The organism is Candidatus Protofrankia californiensis, assembly GCF_900634765.1.
Taxonomy (GTDB): Bacteria; Actinomycetota; Actinomycetes; order Frankiales; family Frankiaceae; genus Protofrankia; species Protofrankia californiensis.
Genome location: NZ_CAAAFT010000035.1, coordinates 1 through 6,215 on the forward strand (window position 1 = coordinate 1; position 6,215 = coordinate 6,215).

The window sequence follows — 6,215 nt, forward strand, 5'->3', positions numbered from 1 at the left end:
CCTAGCCGGGTCTGCCGTGCTCTGCTTTCTCCGAACGCAACAGTCCCGGTTGACGAACATAGAGGCGTCAGACCCCATGACAGCATGTTCGCCACCCACCCGGACGCATCGACCGGCTTCCTGAGATAATGGATCAGTGAGCGCATGGGTGCCCCTGTTCCAGACCCTGGTTTGGGCTGGTCTCATCGTCTTCTTACTTCTGTTCCTGCGCGCTCCGATCATGGAAGCCGGCAAGGCAGTCAGTGGTCGCATCGTGAGAGGCGGTGCCGTCGAGTTCTCCGTCGGCAGCTGGTTCCAGGCCAAACTCGACCAACTGCAAGACCTAGAGCACCGGTCAGGTAGCCGTATGTGACCTGTGGTAGGCAGCACGGGTCGGTGGGCGCCTAGTGCCCACCTCTGATCAGAAGGTGCTGTCTGATGCGTCCCGGGGTGTGGCGTCCGCCGGTGGAACCCTCGACCGCGGAACAAACAGTGATCAGGCCGGTGCGGCGGGCGAAGCTGTTCGTGTTCCTGCGTCAGCATCGCCACGAACTGTTCGACGAGGCGTTCCAGACCGAGCTCGCCAAAGTCTACCGCGACAGCCCGAAAGGCCAGCCGCCGGTACCCCCGGCGCAGCTGGCGCTGGCGCTGATCCTGCAGGCCTACACCGGAGCCTCCGACGACGAGGTGATCGAGGCCTGTGTGATGGACCGGCGCTGGCAGCTGGTGCTGGACTGCCTGGACGCCGACCGTCCCCCTATCTCCAAGGGCACCCTGGTGGGATTCCGCACCCGGCTGATCACCGCCGGGTGGGACCGGCGGCTGATCGAACGCACCATCGAGATCGCCACGGTGAGCGGGGGGTTCGGGCCGCGGGCGTTACGCGCGGCGTTGGACTCCAGCCCCCTGTGGGGTGCCGGCCGGGTCGAGGACACCCCGACCATGATGGGACACGCCCTGCGCAAGGCCCTGGGCGTGATCGCGGTCCAGCAGGGGTGGGGCGAGCCGAGGGAACTACCATCCTGGCCGGCCGGGCCGGGGCACCGGTCCTGGCCGGATCCAGCCTCAAAGCCGCATTGGACGCCGACTGGGACGACCCCGGCGAACGGGACCGTGCCCTGGCGGTGATGCTGGCCTGTTGGACTCTGTTGTCTAATCCGGTTACGCGGCGAGACCGAAGTCGAGTCTTGCGAGATGGCTGACCCGAGGCCGGTCGAGTGGCGTGCCGGTCCACCACGCGTCTAACCGGATCAGGTTGAGGGCGGTAGCGGCGAACACGTGGGCAAGCCGGGTCTTGGGTAATCCGGTATAGCGGCAGCGACGGACCCCGGTGACGGCAACTGATTGATGGATGGTGCCCTCGACACCGGCTCGGGTTGCATAGCGCTGTTTCCACTCGTCGGTGGTCTGTTCGGCGCGGGCTTGCTCGACCGCTTCGTGAATGTCGCGGGGACGTAGCATCAACTGGCGGCCATTCCGGGTAGATCGTGTGCATTGTGGACGGGCAGGACACGCTTGGCAGGCCGTGACCAGGAAACGCACCACGATCGATTCCCGGCCGCGTTCGCTGCATGACGACCAGATCGTGCTGGTCACGCCTTGCGGACAGGTGACGCGCTGGTTGTCCCAGTCGATGGTGAACGCGGCGCGTTCGAAACCACCACCGGCCTGAACCTGGCGGGAGTTGCCGGCCCGTAACGGACCTAGCAACGTAATACTAAAATCGCGCCGAGAGTCGATGAGGAGCCCAGCGCTGGTGTAGCCGGCATCGACCAGGTGCTCGGCAGGAAGCAAAGACCTGCGGTCGAGATCGTTATGGATTCTTTCGAGCATCTCCACATCGGTGACAGTCGCGTCGGTGGTGGTCACATTCGTGACCAGATGCGGCGCACCGGTCGTGCTCACATCGCCGCGGCTCTCCGTGAGATGGACTTTGTAGCCCTCCCAACCGGAACCGCGTTTGGTCGCGTACCGGGCGTCGGTGTCATACGGCGAGCAGATCCGATCTCTGCTGGGCGGGAGGTCTTTTTCCTCCCGCCACACCACCTCCCGCCCGCCGTGGGTGATCGTGCGGTGGTACTGCTTGAGCCACACCGTGCGCGGAGTGACCACGGCGGGGATCTCACGCAGCCAGATCGGTGCGCCGGCGGCGTGACCGGATTCCAGAAGACCGAACCCGTCGACTCCAACCTGTATGGCCATCGCTTTGCGCTTGTCGTCGCCTTTCGGAATCCGGTAGGAGTCCATGCGAGCGCCGTACCGTGTTACCCATTCGGCGTCGATCTGGGTGGTCAGCCACGGCCAATGCCTCCAGGGCCGCTCGCAGCGTCTCGGCGAGGAACTCCAGCCGATTGGCCGAACGTACCGCCGCCAGCACGTGCGTGGAGTCCGTGCGTTGCCGGCCGCCGGCCTTGACTAGCCCCAGCTCGGACAGTCGAGCCAGCAGCAGGTCCAGTACCTTCTCTTCCAGACCGTGGTCGATGAGTCGTTGCCGGAACCGGGTCTGCCCAAGAAACGGTGTAACGGACAGCAATGTTCAAGCGTCTCTGCAGGTCACGGCCTTACTCTGAAGATTACCGATCAAGATCCCCTGACGCTCCCGAAGTTGCCCCGGGTCTGTTCACATCTTGCTTTGGGAGGCGGGGGCGGACGACCAGATCGTGGGCTGGCGGAACGCCGATGGCGGTCAGGCCGGTGGCTGGGCCAGGTCGGACAGGAGGGTCTCGAGGACCGACTCCTCGTGGATGGTCACGTCGAGGGTCGTCATGGTCGGCGCGAGCTCACCGTCCCATACCGCTTCGACGGGGGTGCCGGTGAGGGACAGCGCAGGGGTTCTTCGGCGGCGGCACGACTCGACGGCGCGCTCGTAGTCGTCAGCCGTCATCCGCCATGGGTCGGCGTCGAACCGGGTGATCATCCGATTGGCCAGCCCGATGCCCGCCCAGTCGAAGTCACCGTGGTAGGCCAGCCTGGCACCGCCGTTGCGCACGCGCGTCAGCAGCTCGAGGACGACGGTCGACGGGTTGCCGGCCGCGCACACGACGGCCACCGGCACCTCCCGCGCCGCCGCCGCCTCGACGACCCGCGGGTTCTCACAGACCCGCACCAGGCTGCCCGGTACCACGGTCCAGTCGGTGTCCATAACCTCACGCAGAGCAAGATGCGTCTCCTGGGCGTGGGCGGCGCGCTCCCGCAGCGCCCGTTCCCGCCAGCCCTCGGCGGTCGGGCGCAGGCCGTAGGTCAGTACGGTCGACGACACCTCGTCGACGACGACCCCGGCGGATCGCCACAACGCCCGTCGACCGGCGGCATCCCTGACCGCTGTTGCCGGGTCCTCGTCGGCGGCCAGGGCCAGGCCGCGCAGCACCAGCCGGGCGAGAACCGCTCCGTCGTCGAGGCCGTGGGCAGTGCCGGTGACGCTCTCGGCGAGTTCGCCGCGTCCGATCCACACCTGCCGGAGGGACGGTTGCCGCAGAGGCGACCCGGCAGGCCCGGCAGGCCCGGCGGGTCTGGCGGGCCCGGCGGGTCCGGCGGGTCCGGCGGGCGCTGCCGGTCTGGCGGACCCGCCGGAGCCGTCACGCCCGTCAGGCCCGGCGCGTAGCACGGCGAGCGTCTCCACGGCGTGATCGAGGAGGACCGCGGCACCGTCGGGGCCGAATCGGGCGAGACCGCTGGTGCGGCGGGTGGTCTCGAGCCAGGCGGAGGCCCAGGGCACGTCGGCCAGGCAGGCAGCGGCCAGGGCCGCCCGCGCCGACGCCCACACCTCGCTCCAGGCGTCCCGGTTCGCGCGCCGCTGGCCGACCCGGTCCGCGACGGGCCGGCCGAGCACGGTGAGCACCGCCACCACGCCGCGAGCGGCTGCGCTCGACCGCAGACGTTCGTCCAGCTGGTCCAGCCGAACCCGGGCCACGCCGTCACGAACCGAGACGGGCGTGCCCAGCATCTGCGTGATGGCCTGGCGTTCGTCCGGCGTGACATCCGACAGCCGCAGCGTCCCCTGGGCGCGGGCGCCGTTGGCTTCCAGCCGGCGGTGCGCGGCGTCCCACAACCGGCCGAGAGCGGGCTGCCGCAACCAGGCGAGGGTGTCCTCCCGCGGGGCCTCCTCCCGCGGGATCTCCTTCCGCGGGGCGTCGCCGTGTGGGCTGTCGATGCGCGGGTGGGGCCGCGCGTCCGGGGGCGTGGCTGTCATGTGACCAGACGCATGCGGTAGCCGTTCCACTCGTAGTGCAAGGTGGCGATCCCGCGCGCCAGCGGGTCCCGCAGACACTCGTAGACGTGCAGATGGGGGACGGCCGGGGCGTTCCCCCACAGCCGCTCGCTGGTGAGGATGAAGTCCAGGTCAAGGTCGACGAGCAGCTCGAGCAGTTTCGCGTGGGTCGGCTCGTCGACCTTGGCGAAGGCGTCGTCGAGCAGGATGAGCCTCGGCACCGTCGGCTCGACCTGCCCCAGCGAGGTGAAGTGCGCGGCCGCTGCGGCGAAGAGCACAAGGTAGGAGACCACCCGCTGCTCGCCCTGGCTGAGACCGGTGCGGGGGCCGAGCCGGCGTTCCCGGCCGTGCGGGTCGGTGACGCGGACGTCGAAGGTGTGCCAGATCCGGTAGTCGAGCGCCTTGCGCAGGTGGACGGCGTAGCCGACGCCTGGGTCCTCCCTGCGTTCCGACTCGATCATCCGGTGCAGCGCGGCGCGCAGACGCTCGTTCTCCTCCTGGGTGCGCATGCCGGAGGAGGTGGCGAGCAGGTCGACGGCGGCCCGTGTGTCGGCGTCCACCTCGCCGCTGATCTCCCAGACCAGCCGTACCCCGATGCCGTGGGAGCTGCGGACCTCGGTGAGCACCTGGTTCATGTCGTCGACGAGCGTGCGCGCGAGGATCATCTGCCGGGACAGGCTGTCGCCGAGCTCGCCGAGCAGGAACCGGCGGAACACCTCCTGCTCCCGGTCGGACAGCCGGGTCCTGGCCTCGCCGAGCTCCCGGGAGATCCGCGCGGCGAACACCACGACCGGGTGCGAACCGGAGTCGTCGTGGATCTCGACGACCTTGATGTTCTCCCGCTCGGCCATCGGGGCGTCCAGGCCGCCCGGCAGGGCGTCGGCGAGTTCCTGCCCACGCCGCATGATCTGGGTGTCGGTCTGGTCGGCGCGGGGTGGGTCCAGGTGTTCGGCGATCTCGCCGGCCAGATCGTCGAGCCGGCGTATCCGGGCGCGGACGTCGTCGGCGGGCAGGTCGGCGTCGGAGACGGCCGTCGGCGGCTGCATGCCCGCGGCCTGGGGCAGGCCGGGCATCAGCAGCGCCGTGCGCAGCGACTGCCCCACCCGGATGACCTCCCGCTCCCGCTCGGCGAGCTCGTTCAGCGCCTGCCTGCGGTCGGCTTCGGCGGACGCCTTGTTGGCCACCGCCAGCCGAGCGGTCTGTTCGGCCGCGGGCGTGGCCGCGTTCGCCCGCTCCCGGCGGCCCGTCGCGTCTGCCTCCCGGGCCATCAGCTCCCGCTCGCTCGCCCCGATCGCCGACGCCTGCTCGGAGAGTTCACGCCGGGCCTCCTCGTGGCGTTCCCGGGCCGCTGTGGCGTCGGTCGCCGACTTCTGCGCGGCCGCCTCGGCCGCGCGATAGCCGGCGAGCAGATCAGGGTGGCGGCGGGTGAGCGTCGACAGCTCGGCGACACCGCCGCGCAGACGCTCGACGTCGGTCAGCAGACGGTCGAGTTGTCGCCGCAGCTCGTCGAGCCGGGCCGGATCGGTCGGAAGGTCCGCACCGGACGCGGTCGCCTCGGCACGACGCCGGGCGACGGCCGCGGCGGTGGTGAGCGCACGGGCCTTCTCCCGCGCCGCGGCCAGCTCGCGTTCGGCCGCCGCTTCGGCGCGGACCGCGCTCTCCCACAACGTCCAGGCCCGGTCCAGCTCGGCGCCGCGAGGCAGTTCCCGCGCAGCGGTACGCAGCCCGTCCCGGCGCTCGGTCGCCAGGCGCAGGCGCTCCCGCGCCGCCGCCAGTTCGGCGTCCAGACCGTCGATCCGCGCCGTCAGCTCGGCGAGCAGCCGCGCCCGGGTATGGGCACGCACACCCGCGCCGACGTACTCGGCCTCCTCCTTGCGGTGGGCGCCGGAGGCAACGCCGAGCCGCCACCGGCCGTCGACCGCCACCCAGCTCGCCGGACTGCCGGACGCCGGATCGCCGGACGCGGGAGCCGCCGGGACGGCGGACGCCGCCGCGGTGAGGGCCACCGTGGCGGGGGTTGGGCTGGCGG

Annotated in this window: 3 protein-coding genes and 2 pseudogenes; 2 read left to right on the forward strand and 3 right to left on the reverse strand. The window is 70.4% G+C overall.

The annotated features are described in order from the left end of the window. Positions 1 to 148 precede the first annotated feature (148 nt). Together DD1DGNOD_RS01515 and DD1DGNOD_RS01520 are read left to right on the forward strand one after the other, a co-directional pair. Positions 149 to 352, forward strand: coding sequence for a hypothetical protein (locus DD1DGNOD_RS01515; protein ID WP_131769273.1), 204 nt, complete (start codon positions 149 to 151; stop codon positions 350 to 352). Between the two features lie 65 nt (positions 353 to 417). Continuing rightward, a pseudogene (locus DD1DGNOD_RS01520) lies at positions 418 to 1,112 on the forward strand (transposase); the annotation flags it as partial. 28 nt (positions 1,113 to 1,140) lie between these two features. Here DD1DGNOD_RS01520 and DD1DGNOD_RS01525 read toward each other — a convergent pair. From DD1DGNOD_RS01525 to DD1DGNOD_RS01535, 3 genes and pseudogenes are all read right to left on the reverse strand, one after another. Next, a pseudogene (locus DD1DGNOD_RS01525) lies at positions 1,141 to 2,482 on the reverse strand (transposase); the annotation flags it as partial. 183 nt (positions 2,483 to 2,665) lie between these two features. Continuing rightward, positions 2,666 to 4,168, reverse strand: coding sequence for a DUF2399 domain-containing protein (locus tag DD1DGNOD_RS01530; RefSeq protein WP_131769276.1), 1,503 nt, complete (start codon positions 4,166 to 4,168; stop codon positions 2,666 to 2,668). After that, positions 4,165 to 6,215, reverse strand: a 2,051-nt coding sequence (locus DD1DGNOD_RS01535) for a TIGR02680 family protein (protein WP_131769277.1), incomplete at its 5' end; no start/stop codon positions are given. The genes DD1DGNOD_RS01535 and DD1DGNOD_RS01530, both read right to left, overlap by 4 nt.

What these genes read in the sequence shown, in the direction of transcription:
- DD1DGNOD_RS01530 (WP_131769276.1), bottom strand. Translation starts at nt 4,168, where the DNA reads ATGACAGCCACGCCCCCGGACGCGCGGCCCCACCCGCGCATCGACAGC.